The organism is Streptomyces sp. MA5143a (genome assembly GCF_900290235.1).
Classification (GTDB): domain Bacteria; phylum Actinomycetota; class Actinomycetes; order Streptomycetales; family Streptomycetaceae; genus Streptomyces.
In genome coordinates this window covers 129,161-148,317 of the sequence record NZ_OLMK01000001.1, presented here as the reverse complement: position 1 = coordinate 148,317, position 19,157 = coordinate 129,161, and the positions used below count along the sequence as shown (strand labels likewise).

At 70.3% G+C, this 19,157-nt stretch carries 20 protein-coding genes; 7 read left to right on the top strand and 13 right to left on the bottom strand.

Going from position 1 to position 19,157, the window contains the following annotated elements; translation table 11 throughout:
* Positions 1-231 precede the first annotated feature (231 nt).
* Both SMA5143A_RS00595 and SMA5143A_RS00590 read right to left on the bottom strand, forming a co-directional pair.
* The gene (locus SMA5143A_RS00595; RefSeq protein WP_107460829.1) at positions 232-1,560 is read right to left on the bottom strand and encodes a class I SAM-dependent RNA methyltransferase; all 1,329 of its coding nucleotides are present in this window, start codon (positions 1,558-1,560) and stop codon (positions 232-234) included.
* 136 nt (positions 1,561-1,696) lie between these two features.
* Positions 1,697-3,760: an APC family permease gene (locus tag SMA5143A_RS00590; protein ID WP_107460828.1), complete on the bottom strand. Its 2,064-nt coding sequence runs from the start codon at positions 3,758-3,760 to the stop codon at positions 1,697-1,699.
* A 407-nt stretch (positions 3,761-4,167) separates the two neighbouring features.
* On the opposite strand from SMA5143A_RS00590, the gene SMA5143A_RS00585 reads away from it, so the two are divergent.
* Together SMA5143A_RS00585 and SMA5143A_RS00580 are read left to right on the top strand one after the other, a co-directional pair.
* Positions 4,168-4,839 carry a potassium channel family protein gene (locus SMA5143A_RS00585; protein ID WP_055520747.1) on the top strand — a complete coding sequence of 224 codons (672 nt, stop codon included), beginning with the start codon at positions 4,168-4,170 and terminating at the stop codon, positions 4,837-4,839.
* On the top strand, positions 4,839-5,516 hold the full coding sequence (locus tag SMA5143A_RS00580) for a potassium channel family protein (protein ID WP_055520746.1): 678 nt from the start codon (positions 4,839-4,841) through the stop codon (positions 5,514-5,516). Before SMA5143A_RS00585 ends, SMA5143A_RS00580 begins: the two co-directional genes overlap by 1 nt.
* A 113-nt stretch (positions 5,517-5,629) precedes the next feature.
* On the opposite strand, the gene SMA5143A_RS00575 is transcribed toward SMA5143A_RS00580, so the two are convergent.
* From SMA5143A_RS00575 to SMA5143A_RS00555, 5 genes are all read right to left on the bottom strand, one after another.
* Complete coding sequence (locus SMA5143A_RS00575; protein WP_107460827.1) at positions 5,630-6,397, bottom strand: DUF3159 domain-containing protein; 768 nt, start codon at positions 6,395-6,397, stop codon at positions 5,630-5,632.
* Between the two features lie 3 nt (positions 6,398-6,400).
* Positions 6,401-6,799 carry an OB-fold nucleic acid binding domain-containing protein gene (locus SMA5143A_RS00570; protein WP_079049391.1) on the bottom strand — a complete coding sequence of 133 codons (399 nt, stop codon included), beginning with the start codon at positions 6,797-6,799 and terminating at the stop codon, positions 6,401-6,403.
* 151 nt (positions 6,800-6,950) lie between these two features.
* On the bottom strand, positions 6,951-7,721 hold the full coding sequence (locus tag SMA5143A_RS00565; RefSeq protein WP_107460826.1) for a DUF3710 domain-containing protein: 771 nt from the start codon (positions 7,719-7,721) through the stop codon (positions 6,951-6,953).
* A 1-nt stretch (position 7,722) separates the two neighbouring features.
* Positions 7,723-8,244, bottom strand: coding sequence for a dUTP diphosphatase (gene dut / locus SMA5143A_RS00560; RefSeq protein ID WP_055712359.1), 522 nt, complete (start codon positions 8,242-8,244; stop codon positions 7,723-7,725).
* Positions 8,241-8,825, bottom strand: a complete 585-nt coding sequence (locus SMA5143A_RS00555; protein ID WP_055538643.1) for a PaaI family thioesterase — start codon at positions 8,823-8,825, stop codon at positions 8,241-8,243. The genes dut and SMA5143A_RS00555 overlap by 4 nt, the downstream gene beginning before the upstream one ends.
* A 113-nt stretch (positions 8,826-8,938) precedes the next feature.
* On the opposite strand from SMA5143A_RS00555, the gene SMA5143A_RS00550 reads away from it, so the two are divergent.
* Positions 8,939-9,400 (top strand): DUF3093 domain-containing protein, encoded by a 462-nt coding sequence (locus SMA5143A_RS00550; RefSeq protein WP_107460825.1) that lies wholly within the window; start codon positions 8,939-8,941, stop codon positions 9,398-9,400.
* Positions 9,401-9,547: 147 nt separating this feature from the next.
* On the opposite strand, the gene SMA5143A_RS00545 is transcribed toward SMA5143A_RS00550, so the two are convergent.
* The 4 genes from SMA5143A_RS00545 to SMA5143A_RS00530 form a co-directional block, all read right to left on the bottom strand.
* Complete coding sequence (locus SMA5143A_RS00545) at positions 9,548-10,498, bottom strand: hypothetical protein (protein WP_181361658.1); 951 nt, start codon at positions 10,496-10,498, stop codon at positions 9,548-9,550.
* Between the two features lie 13 nt (positions 10,499-10,511).
* Entirely contained in the window at positions 10,512-10,808 is a 297-nt protein-coding gene (locus SMA5143A_RS00540) for a DUF4193 domain-containing protein (RefSeq protein WP_003997302.1), read from the bottom strand.
* 413 nt (positions 10,809-11,221) lie between these two features.
* The gene (locus tag SMA5143A_RS00535) at positions 11,222-12,481 is read right to left on the bottom strand and encodes a sensor histidine kinase (RefSeq protein WP_107460823.1); all 1,260 of its coding nucleotides are present in this window, start codon (positions 12,479-12,481) and stop codon (positions 11,222-11,224) included.
* A gap of 5 nt (positions 12,482-12,486) precedes the next feature.
* The gene (locus SMA5143A_RS00530) at positions 12,487-13,140 is read right to left on the bottom strand and encodes a response regulator transcription factor (RefSeq protein ID WP_009340866.1); all 654 of its coding nucleotides are present in this window, start codon (positions 13,138-13,140) and stop codon (positions 12,487-12,489) included.
* A gap of 179 nt (positions 13,141-13,319) precedes the next feature.
* On the opposite strand from SMA5143A_RS00530, the gene SMA5143A_RS00525 reads away from it, so the two are divergent.
* Both SMA5143A_RS00525 and SMA5143A_RS42835 read left to right on the top strand, forming a co-directional pair.
* Positions 13,320-13,730: a hypothetical protein gene (locus SMA5143A_RS00525; RefSeq protein WP_107460822.1), complete on the top strand. Its 411-nt coding sequence runs from the start codon at positions 13,320-13,322 to the stop codon at positions 13,728-13,730.
* A 352-nt stretch (positions 13,731-14,082) separates the two neighbouring features.
* Entirely contained in the window at positions 14,083-14,256 is a 174-nt protein-coding gene (locus SMA5143A_RS42835) for a hypothetical protein (RefSeq protein WP_167738856.1), read from the top strand.
* 91 nt (positions 14,257-14,347) lie between these two features.
* On the opposite strand, the gene SMA5143A_RS00520 is transcribed toward SMA5143A_RS42835, so the two are convergent.
* Entirely contained in the window at positions 14,348-15,166 is an 819-nt protein-coding gene (locus SMA5143A_RS00520) for an inositol monophosphatase family protein (RefSeq protein WP_107460821.1), read from the bottom strand.
* A gap of 8 nt (positions 15,167-15,174) precedes the next feature.
* Entirely contained in the window at positions 15,175-16,302 is a 1,128-nt protein-coding gene (locus tag SMA5143A_RS00515; protein WP_107460820.1) for a ferrochelatase, read from the bottom strand.
* Between the two features lie 161 nt (positions 16,303-16,463).
* Here SMA5143A_RS00515 and SMA5143A_RS00510 point away from each other — a divergent pair, with 161 nt between their 5' ends.
* The gene (locus SMA5143A_RS00510) at positions 16,464-17,705 is read left to right on the top strand and encodes an MFS transporter (RefSeq protein WP_107460819.1); all 1,242 of its coding nucleotides are present in this window, start codon (positions 16,464-16,466) and stop codon (positions 17,703-17,705) included.
* Positions 17,665-18,984, top strand: a complete 1,320-nt coding sequence (locus tag SMA5143A_RS00505; protein WP_107460818.1) for a D-arabinono-1,4-lactone oxidase — start codon at positions 17,665-17,667, stop codon at positions 18,982-18,984. Before SMA5143A_RS00510 ends, SMA5143A_RS00505 begins: the two co-directional genes overlap by 41 nt.
* The last annotated feature ends 173 nt before the right edge of the window (positions 18,985-19,157 follow it).

Sequence of the window (19,157 nt, the reverse complement as noted above, 5' to 3'; positions counted from 1 at the left end):
CCAGCAGCCTCCGCTGTCCTGCGCCTCATCAGAGCGAGCGTCATCTGAGCGTCGAGATCGTTGGCGTCGCCGGGCCGAGGGACGGCAAGACGATCCCCGCCGATCCTGCAGCGGCCCCAGACATGCCAGGTCGGACGGCCTTCACGAGCCATGGAGACGCCCCACGTCATGGACTTCGGGAAACAGGTCGAGCACACACCCGGTCAGCCGAGGAATGAGAGAACCCGCAGCTCAGAGACTCTTTGTTGCGGGCTCCAGAATTGCCACGCACTCCAGATGATGCGTCATCGGAAACAGATCGAACGCCCTCAGCATCCGCACCCGGTAACCCCCCTCGCGGAAGTACCCCAGGTCGCGGGCCAGCGCAGCGGGATCGCAGGCGACGTACGCGATACGACGCGCGCCCAACGTCGACAGGTGCTCCACCGTCTTGCGGCCCGCGCCCGCGCGGGGCGGGTCGAGGACGACCAGGTCGACCTCGGTGATCCCGGTGCGCGGCAGCACCGCCTCGACCTTGCCCAGCTCGATCCGTACGCGGTCGAACTCCGCGAGGTTGTGCCGCGCGTCCTCGACCGCCCGCTTGCCGGACTCGATGCCGAGGACGGCTCCCTTCTCACCGACCCGGTCGGCGAGGGCGCCCGCGAACAGCCCGACCCCGCAGTAGAGGTCGAGCGCGGTGTCGCCCTTGCGGGGCAGCAGGCCCTGCATGACGGCCTTCACGAGGGTGTCCGCGGCCTTGGGGTGGACCTGCCAGAAACCACCGCTGCCGACCCGGTACGTGCGGTCGTCGGCGCGCTCGCGGACGAAGGGGCGCCCGTGGACGCGGTGCACACCCCGGTCCTTCTCCCCGACCCGCATCACCGACACCGGCTTGTCCAGCTCCACGATCGGCAGCCGCGCCCCCGGCTTCGGCGTGAGGATCACCTGGCGGTCCTGTGAACCCGTCGCCGCGATCGCGTCGACCGACTCCATGCCGGACCAGTCCCGCTTCTCGATGCCCAGCTCGCTCACACCCGGCGCCGCGATCATGCAGTGGTCGATCGGCTCGACCTCGTGGGAGCGGTGGCGGCGCAGACCCGCGTGCCCCGAGGCGTCCACCGCGTACTGCACGCGCGTGCGCCACGCCGGGACCTCGCCCGCCGGGACCTTGTCGCCCTCGGTCGGCATCACGGTGCCGTCCCAGCCCGCCTCCTCGGGCGTGAGACCCGCGAGCCGCCGCAGCTGCTCGGCGAGGACCTCGCCCTTGAAGCGGCGCTGCGCGCCCGGCTTCACATGCTGCCAGTCGCAGCCACCGCAGCGGCCGGGGCCGGCGTAGGGGCAGGGCGCCTCGATGCGGTCCTTGGCCGCGTCGAGCACCTCGACGGCGTCGGCCCGCAGGAAGCGCGCGCCCTCCTCGCCCTCGGTCACCCGGGCCACGACCCGCTCACCGGGCAGCGTGTGCCGGACGAAGAGGACCTGACCCTCCGCCGTACGGGCGATGCAGTGACCACCATGGGCGACGGGGCCGACCTCGACCTCGTACTCCTCCCCCACCAGCGATTTCTTCGGTTCTGCCTGCATGGCGGGGTGACTCCAGGAGAGAGGGAAGCGACAACGGCCGGACAACAGCCCACCAGTCTACGTGGGTGCCGTCCGGCCGCCGACCACAGGAGCGGCGCCCCGCCCTCGCGAGGCGCCGCTCCGGGTGACCGGTGACTCAGCTCTGGTTGGCCGAGGACTCCTTCGCCGGGGTCTTGGACCGCTCGTGCGCCGGACCACGCCGTACCGAACCCGGCGCGTTCCACTCCTGCCGCTTGCGTTCGCGCCGCTTGGCGACCTCGGAGGACTCCAGCTGGTACGGCACGGAGGTCACCATGACACCCGGCGTGAACAGCAGGCGCCCCTTGAGCCGGAGCGCGCTCTGGTTGTGCAGCAGATGCTCGTACCAGTGACCGACCACGTACTCGGGGATGATCACCGACACCGCGTCGCGCGGGGACTCCTTGCGCAGGCCCTTGACGTACTCGATGACCGGCCGGGTGACCTCCCGGTACGGCGAGTCGAGGACCTTCAGCGGTACGTCGATGCCGCGCCGGTTCCACTCCTCCTGGAGCGCCTTGGTCTCGGCCGGGTCGACGTTGACGCTGAGCGCCTCCAGGGTGTGCGAGCGCAGCAGCTTGGCGTAGGCGAGGGCGCGCAGGGTCGGGCGGTGGATCTTGGAGATCAGCACCACGGAGTGGACCCGGGACGGCCGTACGACGTCGTCGCTGGGGCCGTCGGGGGCGGCGATCTCGGCGGCGACCCGGTCGTAGTGCTTACGGATCGCGGTCATCGTCGCGTAGAAGATCACCATGCCGAGCAGGGCCACCCAGGCGCCGTGCGTGAACTTGGTGACGAGGACGACGATCAGGACGAGCCCGGTGAAGAAGGCGCCGAAGGCGTTGATGGCCCGCGAGCGGACCATGTGGCGCCGCTTGGCCTGGTCCTTCTCGGTGCGCAGATGGCGGTTCCAGTGCCGGACCATGCCCGTCTGGCTCAGCGTGAAGGAGACGAACACACCGACGATGTACAGCTGGATCAGGCGCGTGGAGTCGGCGCCGTAGATCCACACCAGGAGGACGGCGGCGCCCGCGAGGAGCACGATGCCGTTGGAGAAGGCGAGGCGGTCGCCGCGGGTGTGCAGCTGGCGCGGCAGGTAGCGGTCCTGCGCGAGGATCGAGCCGAGGAGCGGGAAGCCGTTGTACGCGGTGTTGGCGGCCAGGAAGAGGACCAGGGCGGTGGCGGCGGCCAGCACGATGAAGAAGAACGTTCCGTCGCCGAAGACGGCGGCCGCGACCTGCGAGATCACCGGGTTCTGGACATAGGACTCGCCGACCGGGGTGCCGTCGCGCACGAGGTCGACCGCCGGGTTCTCGGCCATCCGCACGTTGGTGGCCATGGCGAGGCCGATGATGCCGCAGAACATGGTGACGGCCAGCAGGCCCATCGCGGCGAGGGTGGTCGCCGCGTTCTTCGACTTGGGCTTGCGGAAGGCGGGGACGCCGTTGGAGATGGCCTCCACGCCGGTCAGCGCGGCGCAGCCGGAGGAGAAGGCGCGCAGCAGCAGGAAGACCAGCGCGAAACCGGCGAGCCCCTCGTGCTCGGGCTTGATCTCCAGGTCCGAGGTGGGTGCCCGCATCGTCTCGTCGAGGACCAGCCCGCGGAAGGCACCCCAGGCGATCATCGCGAACACTCCGACGACGAAGACGTACGTCGGGATCGCGAACAGCTTGCCGGACTCCTTCACCCCGCGCAGGTTCATCAGCGTGAGCAGCACGATGATGCCGACCGCGCACAGCACCTTGTGCTCGACGAAGAAGGGGATGGCCGAGCCGAGGTTCTCCACGCCGGAGGAGATCGACACCGCGACGGTGAGGACGTAGTCGACGAGCAGGGCGCTGGCGACGGTGAGACCGGCCTTGGGACCGAGGTTGGTGTTCGCCACCTCGTAGTCGCCGCCGCCGCTCGGATAGGCGTGCACGTTCTGCCGGTAGGACGCCACCACGGTGAACATCAGCACGACGACGGCGACGGCGATCCAGGGGCTGAAGTGGTAGGCCGACACGCCCGTGATGGAGAGGACCAGCAGGACCTCGCCGGGTGCGTACGCCACGGACGAGAGCGGGTCGGAGGCGAAGACGGGGAGTGCGATCCGCTTCGGCAGGAGCGTTTCGCCGAGCCGGTCGCTGCGCAGAGCGCGCCCGATCAGAATCCGTTTGGGCAGGTCGGTCAGTTTGGACACGCAGAGGATCGTAAGCGCCCCGGCTGGTTCTGGGCACATCCGGGTGAAATCCCGGCGGGCCCCTGGGTGAAATCTCCCCGGGCGTCCCTGCGAGGTGCGTCACGTGACGCATCCTCAGGCCTAATGGGGGCGTCCTGATGTCTATATGACGAATCCCGTCCCCCATCTCTGGAGGCCCCATGCAGGCGTCGACCGCGGAGCTGATCGGCGCACTCGTGTCCCTCGTCGGCCTCGGTGTCCTGACGATGATCAGCGTCCGCCGGATCAGCCGTCGGCGCTCGCCCACCTGACGGGTGCTGCACGGGGGTGCCCTTGGCGGACCGCGCGTGTGTAGCTTGGGCCACGGTCTGAGACCCTGTTTTTGCCGTTTCGGCTGAACACCAGCTATTGACACCGGAAGGACGGTCGTGCACATCGTCATCATGGGCTGCGGGCGAGTGGGGTCGACCCTCGCCCAGACCCTGGAGCAACAGGGGCACACGGTCGCCGTGATCGACCAGGACCCCACTGCCTTCCGTCGTCTGGGCTCGGGATTCGGTGGCCGCCGTGTCACCGGTGTCGGCTTCGACCGCGACACCCTGCGTGAGGCGGGCATCGAGGAGGCGGGCGCGTTCGCGGCCGTCTCCAGCGGCGACAACTCGAACATCATCGCCGCCCGCGTCGCCCGCGAGATGTTCGGCATCGAGAACGTGGCGGCGAGGATCTACGACCCCCGCCGCGCCGAGGTCTACCAGCGTCTGGGCATCCCCACGGTCGCCACGGTCCGCTGGACGGCCGACCAGATGCTGCGCCGGCTGCTGCCCGCCGGGTCCGAACCGTTGTGGCGCGACCCCACCGGGGGCGTCCAGCTCGCCGAGGTGCACGCCTCCTCGGCCTGGGTGGGCCACAAGATCAGCAAGATGCAGGAGGAGACGGGCGTCCGCGTCGCGTTCCTCACCCGCCTGGGTGAGGCCATCCTGCCCACCTCGCAGACGGTGCTGCAGGAGGGCGACCTGGTGCACGTGATGATGCGTACGGACGACGTCGAGAAGGTCGAGGCCTCCTTCGCCGAGGGCCCCGACGAGGAGGGCGGTCACTGATGAGGGTCGCCATTGCCGGAGCCGGTGCGGTGGGCCGCTCGATCGCGGGCGAACTGCTGGAGAACGGCCACGAGATCCTGCTCATCGACAAGGCGCCGACCGCCATCTCGGTCGAGCGTGTCCCCATGGCGGAGTGGCTGCTGGCCGACGCCTGCGAGATCACCTCGCTGGACGAGGCCGCGCTGCAGCGCTGCAACGTGGTGATCGCCGCGACGGGCGACGACAAGGTCAATCTGGTCGTCTCGTTGCTGGCGAAGACGGAGTACGGCGTCCCGCGTGTGGTCGCCCGCGTCAACAACCCGAAGAACGAGTGGCTGTTCAACGAGTCGTGGGGCGTGGACGTCGCCGTGTCGACGCCCCGGCTGATGTCGGCCCTGGTCGAGGAGGCGGTGAGCGTCGGTGACCTGGTGCGTCTGCTCCGCTTCAGCCACGGTGACGCCAACCTGGTCGAGTTGACCCTCCCGCCGGAGTCGGCGCTGGCCGGCACGCAGGTGGGCGAGGTCGAGTGGCCGGAGGACACGTCCCTGGTGACGATCATCCGCGGCACCCGGGTCCTCACCCCGACCCGGGAGGACTCCCTCGAAGCCGGCGACGAGCTCCTCTTCGTCGCCGCCCAGGCCCGCGAGGAGCAGCTGGAGGATCTGCTGTCGGTCCGCCGCGAGGACGCGACGAGCTGACCCGCCGGACACGGCGAAGGGGCGCCCGGAGGTCTCCGGGCGCCCCTTCGCGTGTGGTTCGGTCGGGCGGTGCCTTCGGCCGAGGATCGGCCGCCGGTGGCTCGTTGCGTGGTTCAGTCGACCGTGTGGGCAGCCCGCTCGGCGGCCTTGCGCTCCTTCTCGGCCTGCTCGGCCGCCTCCATCTCCGCGAACACGTCGATCGGCGCCGGCGCCTTGGCCAGGAACACCCAGGTCAGCCAGACGGCCAGCAGGAACGGCGGGATCTTCAGCGCGACGAGCACCCAGCCGAGCTGCTCGGTGTCGGCCCACCAGTACAGCGGGAAGAGGATGGCGCACTTGCCGAGCAGGATCGCACCCCAGGCGTAGCTCGCCTTCGCGTACGCCTTCTTGCGGCCGGGGTTGCGGGTCCGCCAGGAGAGGTTCTCCTTGAACACCGGCCCGAGCATCAGCCCCATCAGCGGCACGCCCGCGAGCGTGGTGATGATGTACGTGAGGCCCATGCCGAGCGTGTAGAGCATGCCCGGCAGGTAGAAGTCCTTCGCCTTGCCGGTCATCATCGCGAAGACCACGCCGAAGGCGACGCCGAAGACACCGCTGAAGGCGTGCTTCACGGTGTCCTTCCTGACCAGCCGCACCACGACCAGCAGCAGGGAGACACCGAGGGCCGCGAGGGCCGACGAGTGCAGGTCCTTGTTGATCGTGTAGATGGTGACGAAGAGGAGGCCGGGCAGCACGGTCTCGACCATGCCCCGCACGCCGCCGAACGCCTCGAACAGCGCGGCCTCGGTCACCGCCCTGGAGTCCTGGGGGTCGTCCTGGACACCGGTCGTGTCCTGGGCGCCGCGGGCGGCGTCCTCCGTCGGCTTGTCGAGCGACGTCACCGGCTACTCCCGTCCGAGCGGTCTGAGTTCGTACTTCGGGTTGAAGAGCACCCTACGGCCCCGGCTCATCGAGACCCGACCGGATGCGATCAGCTTGCGCCCCGGCTCTATCCCGACGATGGAGCGCCTGCCGAGCCACACCACGTCCAGGGCGGCCGAACCGTCGAACAGCTCGGCCTCCAGGGCCGGCACACCGGCCCGCGGGCGCAGCGTGACCGTGCGCAAGGTACCAGTAACCGTCACGATCTGGCGGTCGTGGCAGTCACAGATCCGCGTACAGCCCGCGGTGTCCGTGTCCTCCCGCAGCTCCTCGCTCTCCAGGTCCTCCTGGGACGAGGACAGCCGGTCGAGCATGCGCCGGAACCGGCCCGCCGGCTTCTCTGAACGAGGAACAGCACTCATGGCAAAAAGCCTACCGGGGAGCGCCGACAGAGCCGCACCCCCGTATGAGCCACCTCTGTTCGCCAGGGCCCTGCGGACCCCCGTTCCGCGTTCCCGGTACGACGAAGGGCCGCACCCCGAGGGAGTACGGCCCGTGCGCCTGTGCGGTGGGTCAGCGGACCTCGGTGATCTCCGGGCCCCGCTGCAGCTGGCCCATGCCGCCGGAGAAGCGGGAGCCGCTCTGCTCCTCCTGCTGGACGCCTTCCGGCACCATCTGCGCGTCGTTCGGGAGCTTCAGGACGATCGGGTCGCGCGGGGCCATGGGGCCGTCACCGCGGACGATGACGGTGTCCCGGAAGATCTGCTCCAGCAGCCCGGCGGTCTGCGGCTCGACCGCGCCCCGGCCGGAGATCACACCGCGCAGGAACCAGCGCGGCCCGTCCACGCCCACGAAACGGACGACCTGGAAGCCACCTGTGCCGTCCGGCAGCTGCACGGGCACCTGGGCCCGCAGCTCCCAGCCCAGCGGGCCCTCGACCTCGTCGATGACACCGCCCTGCTGGGTGATGCCGGTGGCGATCTCCTCGCGGACCTCGCCCCAGATGCCCTCGCGCTTGGGCGCGGCGAAGGCCTGCAACTGGACCGCGCTGTCGCGCAGGACGACGGTGGCCGCGACGATCGCGTCGCCCGCGACCTCGACCCGCAGCTCCATGCCCTCGACCCCCGGCACGAAGAGACCGCCGAGGTCGACCCGGCCCTCGCCGGGGTTGGAGACCTCGGAGCTGTCCCAGGGTCCGTCGGGCCGCGGCTCCGGCTCCAGCCGCACCCGCTCCCGCTCGACCTCGTCCGTCTCAGTGCCGACTGCGTCGACGACCTGCTCGGCCTCGCTCGCCGCGTCCGCCGCGTCCTCAGCGGAGCCCTTCTTCTTGCGACGTCCGAACACGTCACTGTCCTTCCCGGTCGGATACGACCGAAGCGTATCGATTCCCACCCGTTGTGCCGCCCACGGCGGCATGACCGCCGGTGGACCCGAAGCCCCCCTCGGCCCGCGCCGAGTCGGGAAGCTCCGCCACCTCCTGGAAGCGCACCTTCTCGACCTGCTGGACGACCAGTTGGGCAATCCGGTCGAAGCGCTCGAACACCACGGCCTCCCGCGGGTCGAGGTTCACCACAATGACCTTGATCTCCCCACGGTACCCGGCATCAACCGTCCCTGGGGCATTCACCAGGGCGACACCGCAGCGGGCGGCGAGACCGGATCGAGGGTGCACGAAGGCCGCGTACCCCTCCGGGAGCGCGATGGACACTCCCGTGGGCAGGACGGCCCGTTCGCCCGGCTTCAGTTCACGGCTCTCCGTGGTGCGCAGATCGGCGCCCGCGTCACCGGGGTGCGCGTACTCCGGCAGCGGAACGTCCGGGTCCACGCGCCGGATCAGCACGTCGACGGGGGTACGTCCGCCGCTCACGGGTTCACCTCGAAGGCGCGGGCCCGCCGGACCTGGTCCGGGTCGTTCATGGCCGCCTGGATCTCCTCCTGACGGCCGTTGTCGATGAAGTGGTCGACCTTCACCTCGACGAAGAGCGCGTCGGCGCGGACGGCGAGCGGGCCGTCGGGGCCGCCCACGCGCCCGGTGGCGCTCGCGTAGATCTTCCGTCCGGCCACGGCCGTCACCTCCGCCTGGAGGTGCAGTACGGCGCCGACGGGCACGGGCCGTACGAAGTCGGTCTCCAGCCGCCCGGTCACCGCGATGGTGCGCAGCAGCCAGGTGAGGGAGCCGAGCGTCTCGTCCAGGGCAGTGGCCAGGACCCCGCCGTGCGCCAGGCCGGGCGCGCCCTGGTGGGCGGCCTTGACCGTGAACTCGGCGGTGAGGGAGACCCCCTCGCCGGCCCGGGCCTGAAGATGCAGCCCGTGGGGCTGCTCGTCGCCGCAGCCGAAACACTGCCCGTAGTGCGCGCCCAGCAGCTCGCCCGGGGCGGGCGCCTCGGGGTGCCGGACGGGCGCCGTGGCGTCCGCCGGGGGCTGCAGGGCCGCGGAAGTACCTCTCACAGCCGCAGACCTTACCCGTCCGTCAGCCTCCGGCCATCGTCCCGGCGGACAGGGTTTCCCCTCGGGTGCCCCCATTTCCGGGGGGCGGCGCTCCCCGTGCCAAGCTTGACGCCATGCAGCTCTCCGCCTCGCCGTACGAAGAACGCCTCACCGCGCCCCGTTCGTGGTGGCTGGTGTGCCTCCTGGTCGGCGTCTCCATGGCCCTGATCCTGCTCCCCTTCGGCACCCTGCCGCTCCTCGGCGGCCTGGCGGGCGGCACCGCCGCGGCGGCGGTCGTGGCCAGCTCCTACGGCTCGGTCCGCATCCGCGTGGTCGGGGACGCCCTGATCGCGGGAGAGGCGAAGATCCCGGTGAGCGCGCTCGGTGAGCCGGAGGTCCTCGACGCCGAGGAGGCGCGGGCCTGGCGCACGCACAAGGCCGACACCCGGGCGTTCATGCTGCTGCGCGCCTACATCCCGGGCGCCCTGCGCATCCCGGTCACGGACCCGGCCGACCCGACGCCGTACCTGTATCTGTCGACCCGGCAGCCGCAGCGGCTGATCGCCGCCCTGGAGGCGGCCAGGGCGGCGGCGTAGCCGCGGCGCAGGCTTCCCCGCCGCCGCAGATTTCTCGTCCGATTTCTCGCCTGATTCTTACGGTCGGCGACAGTCGCCGGGGCTGACGTGTTCGCGGACCTGTTCCGGGGTCGGTGGGTTGCCACACCTCGACGCGAAGGGCCGTGGTCAGTCCTCTTCGGGGTCCTGCGGCGGCTCGGCCACCGCCACGGGGTCCGTCGGCTTCTCCAGCGCCGGGAGGTCCGGCAGCGCCTCCCAGGGCACCTGGGTCCGCCGCAGGTCCTTGCGGACGCGCTGGGCGAGGTGCCTGGTGTCCCGGCGGTTCATGACGGCGCCGACGGCGGCCCCGACCAGGAACGGCATGAGGTTCGGCAGATTGCGCACCATGCGCTTCATGATCTGCTGGCGCAGCTGCCGCTTCAGCTGTCCGCCGAGCGCCGCGTCGATCGTCATGGGCCTGGTCACATCGATCCCGCGCTCGCCGGACCAGGAGTCGAGGTAGGCGGTGCTGCGCTGCCGGAGGGTGCCGGGCGGTCGTACCCCGTACACCTCGTGCAGCTCGGCGATGAGTTTCAGCTCGATGGCGGCGACGCCGGTGATCTCGGCGGCCAGCTCCGCGGGCATGGCCGGCGGCGTCGGCAGCATGGCGGCGGCCCCGACCCCGGCGCCCACGGTGGAGGACGCGTTCGCGGCGCCCGCCACGAGCTTGTCGGCGAGCTGCTCGGGCCCGAGGCCCGGGAACTGGGCGCGCAGGGTCGCGAGGTCCCGTACGGGGATCCTCGGGGCCATGTCGATGATCCGGTCGGTGAGGTACGCGAGCCCTGCCCGGGCGCGGTCACCGCTCTTGCGGGCCCCGACGCTCAGGCCCTGTCTCAGGCTCGCCCGGACGACCGCCGCGCGCCTTCTGGCGACCGGCGCGGGAGTGTCCACCGGTACGGGCAGGCGCCCCTGCTCATCCGTGGCGCCCCCCGACGCCGTGCCCGACGTACGTTCGAGCGAGGCCGCTCCGGGATCGGAGGAGCCCCGCTCGTCGTCACGCACGCCGTCAGAGCCGCTGTACGGCCCATGGTCCGCCCCCTTGCGGAAGCGGCGCTTCCAAGGAGGGGTCGAGCCAGTCACGGCCGACCCTGCCTCAGTCGCAGTCGCGGCAGATCGGCTGACCGTTCTTCTCGCGGGCCAGCTGGCTGCGGTGATGCACGAGGAAGCAGCTCATGCAGGTGAACTCGTCCTGCTGCTTGGGCAGGACGCGGACGGCCAGTTCCTCGTTCGAAAGGTCGGCGCCCGGCAGTTCCAGGCCCTCGGCGGCCTCGAACTCGTCGACGTCCACCGAGGAGGTCGACTTGTCGTTCCGGCGCGCCTTGAGTTCTTCCAGGCTGTCCGAATCGACGTCGTCGTCGGTCTTGCGCGGGGTGTCGTAATCCGTTGCCATGTCGCTCTCCCCCTCTGGGTGTCTGTGGTGTCTCCAGCGCACGTAACGCGTGAGAGGCCGGACTTGTGCCCGACCTGAGGCGGAGATTTTGCCTCACATCAAGGTCTGTTACTCAATCGACACCCAACCGGACCCCTCAAGAGTGATCGGCTTGGATGGCGAACGGGACCGTACACGGTCCTCAGGCTGCATTACAAAGGCGCCTCAGCATGTACTTCCCGTGATCTCAATGCCTGAAAACCCGGATGTTCCCGGCGTTCCGACAGGCACATGATCACGCTCAGTAGATGGCTGAATATTCGCCCATGTGATCGATCACACATTCGTCGTGCGCGACTGTTCTGATCAGAACCCATGGGCCCTCCGGGAAATTCCGCGTGAAGCGAACATGTCCCGGAAGCCGGCACATTTTCTCAGACGGGCAGGGTCACGCGCATCACCAGCCCGCCCCCTTCCCGTGGCTGGGCGGCGATGTGGCCGCCGTGCGCGCGGGCCACGGACCGGACGATCGACAGGCCGAGGCCCACGCCCTTGTCGCTTCCCGTGCGCTCCGTCCGCAGTCGCCGGAACGGTTCGAAGATGTTGTCGATCTCGTACGCCGGCACCACGGGGCCGGTGTTCGTGACCACGAGGACCGCCTGGCCCTGCTGGAGCTCCGTCGTCACCTCGACCCAGCCGCCCGGCCCCGGCACGTTGTACCGGACGGCGTTCTGGACGAGGTTCAGCGCGATCCGCTCCAGCAGGACGCCGTTGCCCTGGACGACCGCGGGGGCCCGCTCGCCGCGGATCTCCACCTTCTTGGCGTCCGCCTCGGCGTGCACCTGGTCGACGGCCTGGGAGGCCACCTCGGCGAGGTCCACGGGCTTGCGCTCGACGATCTGGTTGTCGCTGCGGGCGAGCAGCAGCAGCCCCTCGACGAGCTGCTCGCTGCGCTCGTTGGTGGCCAGCAGGGTCTTGCCCAGCTGTTGCAGCTCCGCGGGCGCGTTCGGATCGGAGAGGTGCACCTCCAGCAGCGTGCGGTTGATCGCGAGGGGGGTGCGCAGCTCGTGCGAGGCGTTGCCGACGAAGCGCTGCTGGGCCGTGAAGGCCCGTTGGAGCCGCTCCAGCATGTCGTCGAAGGTGTCCGCGAGCTCCTTCAGCTCGTCGTCCGGCCCGTCCAGCTCGATACGGCGGGAGAGGTCCGACCCGGCCACCGCGCGCGCGGTGCGGGTGATGCGGCCGAGCGGCGCGAGGACCCGGCCCGCCATCGCGTAGCCGAAGGCGAACGCGATCACGGCGAGCCCCAGCAGCGCCAGCAGTGAGCGGCTGAGGAAGGCGTCCAGGGCGGCCGCGCGCTGGTCGTCGATGCAGTTGGCGATCGCGGCGTTGAAGTCGCTGAGCGGGACGTTGACCGTCGAGTCGGCGTCGACGGCGGGGCACTGCTCGCTGGACACGCTGATGTACTTGCCGCCCACGATCTTGAACAGCGGCTGGTTGCCGGTGTTGATCGCCTGCGCGGCCAGCAGATAGATGATCGACAGCAACAGGATGCCGGCGATCAGGAACATGCCGCCGTACAGCAGCGTGAGCCGTATGCGGATGGTCGGGCGCAGCCACGGGAACGGGGCCTGCGGCCGCTGGGGGTCCCAGGTGGGCTTGGGGGGAGCTGCGGGGGGTGCCGGGGTGGTGGCCATGGCGATCAGATCCGGTAGCCGGAGCCGGGCACGGTGACGATCACCGGTGGCTCTCCGAGCTTGCGCCGCAGCGTCATGACGGTGACGCGGACGACGTTGGTGAACGGGTCGGTGTTCTCGTCCCAGGCCTTCTCCAGGAGCTGCTCCGCGGAGACGACGGCGCCCTCACTGCGCATCAGCACCTCCAGGACGGCGAACTCCTTGGGCGCGAGCTGGACCTCCTTGCCGTCGCGGAAGACCTCGCGGCGGTTGGGGTCGAGCTTGATCCCGGCGCGCTCCAGGACCGGCGGCAGGGGAACGCTCGTACGCCGCCCGAGGGCCCGCACGCGCGCGATGAGCTCGCTGAAGGCGAACGGCTTGGGCAGATAGTCGTCGGCGCCGATCTCCAGGCCCTCGACGCGGTCGCTGACGTCGCCGGACGCGGTGAGCATCAGCACGCGTGTGGGCAGGCCCAGCTCGACGAGCTTGCGGCAGACGTCGTCGCCGTGGACAAGCGGGAGGTCGCGGTCGAGGACGACCACGTCGTAGTCGTTGACGCCGATGCGCTCCAGGGCGGCCGCACCGTCGTAGACGACGTCGACGGCCATGGCCTCCCGGCGAAGTCCCGTGGCCACTGCATCTGCGAGCAACTGCTCGTCCTCGACGACGAGTACGCGCACGTCGACTGTCCTTCCTAGGGGGTGCCAGCGAACGGGAAGGCACACGCTGGCCTGTTTTTATTGCTGTGGTCCCCCATCCTGCCGTTCTCGCCCGTAAACCGGTTGTAAGTTGGGCTGCCGATGATCAAAGACTGGTAGCTTCCAAAACGACCACATGAAATGATCATCGAGGGGGAACCGTGCGCAGGCACGCACTCAAGGCCATAGTCACCGCAGCCGTGGCCATCGCGGGGCTGGGAACCACCGCGGCGCCCGTCGCGAACGCCACCGGCACCATCTGTGTGGGACCGGAGACCACTGGCGCCGCGGCGTGTTTCGTCTCGGACGGGGACTACGTCGAGATCCTGGACTCTTCGGAGGACGGCCACCGCGCCGTCGCCGTCTGGTACACGGACTACGGCCGGTCCGACGAATGTGTGAACACCAAGGGCAAGGGCAAGTGGGCCAGGTGCAACTACAACCTGCGCGAAAAGGGGTACATCACGATCCGAGCCGAGGTCCGCGAGGGCAACAAGCTCATCCGGAAGTCGGACTGGAAGACCTACCCCATCAAGGGTAGCTGCCCCTCAGGTCATGTCTGCAGCGACTAGCGCTCCACGCTGATCCGGGCGCATGACAAGGGGCCGACAGTTGTCGGCCCCTTGTCATGCGCGGGACTGTTTCCGCCCTTGCCCTCGGCCGGAGAAAGATTCCGTGGCGCTTGAGGTTTCCGCGGAAGAAGGCGTGGGGAGGACAGGCTTTACACCCCGCGATCACGCTCTGCTTGTGCCGCACCACCATGCGGTACAGGGCGATCCGCTTTCCGCAGAGCGGGCGTGGGTGTCCGGCACCGACGCCGCCCGGCACGGGTGGCGCTGGGCATCCACAAAGAAGCGTGATCGTCCCTTCCGAACCGGCACACCCCCGTGCCATCGACCCACGACCAGGACGAGGGGGCGCAGCATGGACGCATTCACCGCAGGACTTCTGCAGCGCATAAGGGCGACCGAGTCCGACCTGACCAGGGCTCGTGACGAGGGCGACGACTTCCTCGTCGAAGTGGAGCAGGCCGAGCTCGACGACCTGCACCGCCTCGCCGCCGACCACGGTGTGGAGGTCGGCGCGTTCAGCGTCTGATCCGGCCCACGCGAACGACAGCGGGACCCCAGGCAGCCGGCCTGGGGTCCCGCTCTTGTGTGTGCTCGTTCGCGTGCCGCCGTCGGCCCGCTCAGTCGTGCCAGGCGCCGAGCTCCTCCAGTCGGGCCTGGAGGGCCTCGAAGAGGCCGGGTGGGGCGGCGATGGTCAGGTCGGGCGAGAGGGGCTGTCCGGGGCGACCACCTGTCAGGGCGCCCGCCTCCCGGGCGATGAGGTCGCCCGCCGCGTAGTCCCAGGCGTTCAGGCCGCGCTCGTAGTACGCGTCCAGACGGCCCAGGGCCACGTCGCACAGGTCGATCGCGGCCGAGCCGCCGCGGCGGATGTCGCGGACCTCGGGGATCAGCTCGCGCAGCACGTCGGCCTGCCTGGCCCGGCGCTCGGCGCGGTAGCCGAAGCCCGTGCCGACCAGGGCCAGTGCCGGGGCGGGTGCGGGCCGCACGCGCGCGGGGCGGTCGTTCACGTACGCGCCCTCGCCGAGGACCGCGCGGTAGGTCTCGCCGCGCACGGGGGCGTGGACCACGCCGACGACGGTCTCGCCGTCCACGCGGGCCGCTATGGACACGGCCCAGCTCGGCAGGCCGTACAGGTAGTTGACGGTGCCGTCGATCGGGTCGATCACCCACTGGACACCGCTGGTGCCCTCGACGCTGGCACCCTCCTCGCCCAGCACGCCGTCGTGCGGCCTGCGCTCGGCCAGCAGGCCGGTGATCAGCTTCTCGGAGGCGATGTCCATCTCGGTGACGACGTCGACCGCGCTGGACTTGGTGGCGGCCACCCCGAGGTCCTCGGGCCGGCCGTCGTGGAGGAAGGCGCCCGCGCGGTGGGCCGCCTCCAGGGCGATCTCCAGCAGTTCGGCCTTGAGCCCGTCCGGGTGGTTCGGCTGGTCGTTCACGGTGCTCCTCACGCGTACGGGCTGTCGGCGCCCGCGGCGGCGGGCTTCGGGGCGCGGGCCGGGCAGCAGCCGACCGGGCAGAGCTGGTGGCTCGCGCCGAGGGCGCCGAGGGCGCAGGGCGTCACGTCCTGGCCCCGCTCGACGGCGGCGCGCTCCAGGACCAGGTCGCGGATCGCGGCGGCGAAGCGCGGGTCGGCGCCCACGGTGGCCGAGCGGCGCACCGGCAGTCCCAGCTCCTCGCCCTTGGCCATCGCCTCGGTGTCGAGGTCGTACAGGACCTCCATGTGGTCCGAGACGAACCCGATGGGCGCCATCACGACGGCCGGGGCGCCGGAACCGCTCAGCTCCTCCAGGTGGTCGCAGATGTCGGGCTCCAGCCACGGGATGTGGGGCGCCCCCGAACGCGACTGGTAGACGAGCTGCCAGGGGTGTTCCACGCCGGTCCGCTCGCGCACGGCCTCCACGACGAGCCGGGAGACGTCCAGGTGCTCCTCGACGTAGGCGCCGCCCTCGCCGTGCCCCTCGACCGGGCCGGAGGTGTCCGCCGACGCGTTCGGGATGGAGTGTGTGCAGAAGGCGATGTGCGCGCCTTCGCGGACGTCCTCGGGGAGGTCGGCGAGGGACTCGATCACCCCGTCGATCATGGGCTCCAGGAAGCCCGGGTGGTTGAAGTAGTGCCGGATCTTGTCGATCCTCGGCAGCTCCAGGCCCTCGGCCTCCAGGGCGGCGAGCGAGTCGGCGAGGTTCTCGCGGTACTGGCGGCAGCCCGAGTACGAGGCGTACGCGCTGGTGGCGAGGACCAGGACGCGACGGCGGCCGTCGGCGACCATCTCGCGCAGGGTGTCGGTGAGGTAGGGCGCCCAGTTGCGGTTGCCCCAGTAGATCGGCAGGTCCAGGCCGTGCCCGGCGAAGTCCTTGCGGAGGGCGTCGAGGAGGGCGCGGTTCTGGTCGTTGATGGGGCTGACCCCACCGAAGCGGAAGTAGTGCTCGCCGACTTCCTTGAGACGTTCCTTGGGGATGCCGCGCCCCCGCGTCACGTTCTCCAGGAAGGGGATCACGTCGTCCGGGCCCTCCGGGCCGCCGAACGAAAGCAGGAGCAGGGCGTCGTAGGGGGTGGCGTCGTGCGCGTGTGGCATGGGTCGATCCTGCCACCCGGCGCGGACGGGCGGGATCCCGGCCCGTTCTCGGAGATGACTTGGGTTTACCTGACCCGTAAGCTGTATCGGCTGCCTTCACGCCTTACAGCACCGGCCAGGGAACGGTTCTCTCCGCTTCCCGCACCTTTCGGAGATCCGCCGTGCCCAGCCCGTACACCGCTCTGTTCGCCGCGCCCGGCACCAAGGGCTTCACCGCCGCGGGCTTCATCGGCCGTATGCCGCTGTCGATGATGGGCATCGGCGTGGTCACGATGATCTCGCAGATCACGGGGCGATACGGCCTCGCCGGCGCCCTGTCGGCGACCATCGCGCTGTCCGCCGCCGTGCTCGGTCCGCAGATCTCCCGCCTGGTGGACCAGTACGGGCAGCGGCGGGTGCTGCGCCCGGCGACGCTCGTCGCGCTGACCGCGGCCGCGGGGCTGCTGTGCGCCGCGCACTTCGGCTGGCCGGACTGGGTGCTGTACGTGTGCTCGGCCGGCATCGGCTGTGTGCCGAGCCTCGGCGCGATGACCCGGGCGCGCTGGGCGGCCCTGTACCGGGGCACTCCGCGGCTGCACACCGCCTATTCCTTCGAGTCCGTGGTGGACGAGGTCTGCTTCATCTTCGGACCGATCATCTCCATCGGCCTGTCGACGGCGTGGTTCCCGGAGGCCGGGCCGCTGCTCGCCGCCTGCTTCCTCGCGGTCGGTGTGTTCTGGCTGACCTCCCAGCGGGCCACCGAGCCCGACCCGCATCCGCGCGGGCAGCAGGGGCGCGGCCGTTCGGCGCTGCGCTCGCCCGGGCTGCGGGTGCTGGTGGCCACGTTCGTGGCGACAGGGGCGATCTTCGGGGCCGTCGACGTGGTCACCGTGGCCTTCGCGGAGGAGCAGGGCCACAAGGCCGCCGCGAGCGTCGTCCTGGCCGTCTACGCGGCCGGGTCCTGCGTCGCCGGCGTCGTGTTCGGACTGATGCGGTTCTCCGGGGCGGCCGAGCTTCGCTGGCTGCTGGGCGTCTGCGGCATGGCCGTGAGTATGATCCCCCTCCTACTGGTCGGAAACTTGCCGTTTCTGGCCGTGGCGCTCTTCGTCGCGGGGCTGTCCATCGCACCCACGATGATCACGACGATGTCCCTGATCGAAGAGCACGTACCACGCGCGCAACTGACCGAGGGCATGACCTGGGTGAGCACCGGACTCGCGGTCGGCGTCGCGCTCGGCTCCTCCGTGTCCGGCTGGGTGATCGACGCAGCCGGGGCGGACGCCGGGTACGGGGTTCCGGCGGTGTCCGGTGCCGTCGCGGTCGCGGTCGGTTTCCTTGGGTACCGCCGGCTGCGCAGGCCGGCACCGGAGCGGGGAGGGCCCCATGAGCACCACAGTGATCGGCAAGAGCGGCACGTGGCGTAACTGGGCGGGGAACGTGACCGCCCGGCCCGTACGGGAGGTCACCCCTGCCACCGTCGAGGAACTCGCCGCGGCCGTGCGCCGGTCCGCCGAGGACGACCTCAGGGTGAAGGCCGTCGGCACGGGGCACTCCTTCACGGCCGCCGCCGCGACCGACGGCGTATTGATCCGCCCTCAACTGTTGACGGGCATACGCAACATCGATCGTGACGCCATGACCGTCACGGTGGGCGCGGGCACTCCGCTCAAGAGACTCAATGTGGCGCTCGCGCGCGAGGGCCTGTCGCTCACGAACATGGGCGACATCATGGAGCAGACGGTCTCCGGGGCCACCAGCACCGGCACCCACGGCACGGGCCGCGAGTCGGCCTCGATCGCCGCCCAGATCACCGCACTTGAGCTGGTCACCGCGGACGGTTCGATCCTCACCTGTTCCGCCACGGAGAACGCGGACGTCTTCGCGGCCGCCCGCGTCGGCATCGGCGCGCTCGGCATCGTCACCGCGATCACCTTCGCCGTGGAGCCGATCTTCCTGCTCACGGCCCGCGAGGAGCCGATGCCGTTCGACAAGGTGCTGGCCGAGTTCGACGAACTGCACGCCGAGAACGAGCACTTCGAGTTCTACTGGTTCCCGCACACCGGCAACACCAACACCAAGCGCAACAACCGCAGCGCCGGCCCGGAGAAGCCAGTCCCCCAGCTGAACAGCTGGTTCGAGGACGAGTTCCTCTCCAACGGCGTCTTCCAGGTGGCCAACCTGGTCGGGCAGGCCGCGCCCGCCACCATCCCGACGATCGCCAGGATCTCCAGCCGCGCCCTGTCCGCGCGCAGCTACACCGACATCCCCTACAAGGTCTTCACCTCTCCGCGCCGGGTGCGTTTCGTGGAGATGGAATACGCCGTTCCGCGTGAGGCCCTGGTGGACACACTGCGTGAACTCAAGGCGATGGTCGACCGCTCCGCCCTCCGCGTCAGCTTCCCGGTGGAGGTCCGCACCGCGCCGGCCGACGACATCACCCTCTCCACCGCCTCCGGCCGGGACAGCGCCTACATCGCCGTCCACATGTTCAGGGGTACGCCCTATCAGGCGTACTTCACGGCCGCCGAGCGGATATTCACGGCGCACGAGGGGCGTCCGCACTGGGGCAAGGTGCACACACGGGACACGGACTACTTCGCCAAGGTCTACCCCCGCTTCGGCGAGTTCACCGCGCTGCGCGACCGGCTCGACCCCGAACGGCGCTTCCAGAACGACTACTTGCGTCGCGCCCTCGGGGCGTAGCCGGGCGGCGGTGCCGGTGATCGCGTGACGCGCTCCCCCTACCCGGCGTGACGAAAGGGCCCTCCCCTGCGGCCGATTGCCGTCTCTCACCAGAAGTCGAGCGGCGTGCCGATCCACGCAAGTGGCCCGAATGGAGTACTGTTGCGAGCCCTGGGTCCGGACTCCCGCCAGGG

What these genes read in the sequence shown, in the direction of transcription:
- SMA5143A_RS00595 (WP_107460829.1), bottom strand. Translation starts at nt 1,560, where the DNA reads ATGCAGGCAGAACCGAAGAAATCGCTGGTGGGGGAGGAGTACGAGGTC.
- SMA5143A_RS00540 (WP_003997302.1), bottom strand. Translation starts at nt 10,808, where the DNA reads ATGGCAACGGATTACGACACCCCGCGCAAGACCGACGACGACGTCGAT.
- SMA5143A_RS00580 (WP_055520746.1), top strand. Translation starts at nt 4,839, where the DNA reads ATGAGGGTCGCCATTGCCGGAGCCGGTGCGGTGGGCCGCTCGATCGCG.
- SMA5143A_RS00550 (WP_107460825.1), top strand. Translation starts at nt 8,939, where the DNA reads ATGCAGCTCTCCGCCTCGCCGTACGAAGAACGCCTCACCGCGCCCCGT.
- SMA5143A_RS00535 (WP_107460823.1), bottom strand. Translation starts at nt 12,481, where the DNA reads ATGGCCACCACCCCGGCACCCCCCGCAGCTCCCCCCAAGCCCACCTGG.
- SMA5143A_RS00505 (WP_107460818.1), top strand. Translation starts at nt 17,665, where the DNA reads ATGAGCACCACAGTGATCGGCAAGAGCGGCACGTGGCGTAACTGGGCG.
- SMA5143A_RS42835 (WP_167738856.1), top strand. Translation starts at nt 14,083, where the DNA reads ATGGACGCATTCACCGCAGGACTTCTGCAGCGCATAAGGGCGACCGAG.
- SMA5143A_RS00570 (WP_079049391.1), bottom strand. Translation starts at nt 6,799, where the DNA reads ATGAGTGCTGTTCCTCGTTCAGAGAAGCCGGCGGGCCGGTTCCGGCGC.
- SMA5143A_RS00515 (WP_107460820.1), bottom strand. Translation starts at nt 16,302, where the DNA reads ATGCCACACGCGCACGACGCCACCCCCTACGACGCCCTGCTCCTGCTT.